Here is a 1,120-nt window from a genome sequence, read left to right as displayed (position 1 = left end):
TGTCGGAGAAGCTGCTGGAGGAGGTGGGCATCGACCTGGGGCCGGGCCATGCGGGCCAGCAGGCGTACTACGACAGCAGCCAGTCGCCGCCGACGCAGCATCTGTTCCAGCACACCCTGGGCACGCACCAGCACGTCGATCCGATGCTGGCGTGGCTGCGGGAGGCGCGCGAGCAGGCGGTCGCGCAGCGGGAGGCCGAACAGCGGGGCACCGGCGATGCGCTGGTCGAGCGCTACCTGGCCGCGCTAGACGCCGGGGACGAGGCGGGCATGCGCGAGGCCTCGATCGCGTTCGTGGCGTCGCCGCGCGGGCAGCAGGTGTGCGCCGAGGCGGAACGGCGCGAACTCGACCGGCAGCAGGCGCTGCCGGGGCGCGACCATCCGCTGTTCGGGCAGGCGATCGCGCACCTGGAGCGGCTGGGCCCGGAGGCGGCGGGTTATGCCGGCCGGCTGCAAATGGAAGACATGGCCGGGGCGATCGCGTGCCGGGCGCAGGCATCGGGTCTGCGCGGCATCGAGACGCTGGCGCCGACCGAAGACGGCCAGGGCCTGGCGGCGCGCTGGGCGAACCCGGGCAACGCGCTGGATTCGCGCTACCTGGTGGTGGATCGGTACGAGGCCATCGCGCAGCCGCTGGAGCAGAGCCTGGAGCGGCTCATCTCGCAGAGCCGTGAGCAGGACGCGCTGGCGTTGTCGCAGGCGCAGCAGCGCGAGCAGTCGTCGCAGATGCAGCCGGGCCTGTCGTATTGAGAAAAGGAGTGCATGGGGATGGACGACAGAACGCGGCAGCTGCTGGACCGTATGGTGGCCGCGTCGGGCCGGCTGGATGGCCTGGTGGCGGGATTGCCGGCGCAACTGCGGGAAACGCAGGCCGCGCTGCGGCAGGAACGGCAGCGGGAACTGGAGGCATTCCAGCAGGCGCTGGCCGCGTCGGTGCAGGACATGCAGCGGCAATCGAACCGGATCCTGGCCCAGGCCGTGCGCGGCGCGTGGCTGGCGCTGGCGGCCCTGGCGGGTGCGGGCATCCTGCTGTTCCTGGCCGCGCTGTGGCTGCTGGGCCGCGAAGCCGACCGGCTGCAGGCGGCGCGCGAGCGCGCCGATGCGGTGGAACTGCAGGCGGA

Annotated in this window: 2 protein-coding genes; both read left to right on the top strand. The window is 72.8% G+C overall.

The window, feature by feature from the left end; translation table 11 throughout:
- On the top strand, nucleotides 1–749 hold a 749-nt coding region (locus tag Z164_RS22910), incomplete at its 5' end, for an XVIPCD domain-containing protein (RefSeq protein WP_024892310.1).
- Between the two features lie 18 nt (nucleotides 750–767).
- A partial coding sequence (locus tag Z164_RS23595) for a hypothetical protein (protein WP_043691146.1) occupies nucleotides 768–1,120 on the top strand: 353 nt, incomplete at its 3' end.

The organism is Luteimonas huabeiensis HB2, assembly GCF_000559025.1.
Lineage (GTDB): Bacteria > Pseudomonadota > Gammaproteobacteria > Xanthomonadales > Xanthomonadaceae > Luteimonas > Luteimonas huabeiensis.
Note: the sequence above shows the minus strand (reverse complement) of the source record. Positions and strands in the feature narration are given on the sequence as shown.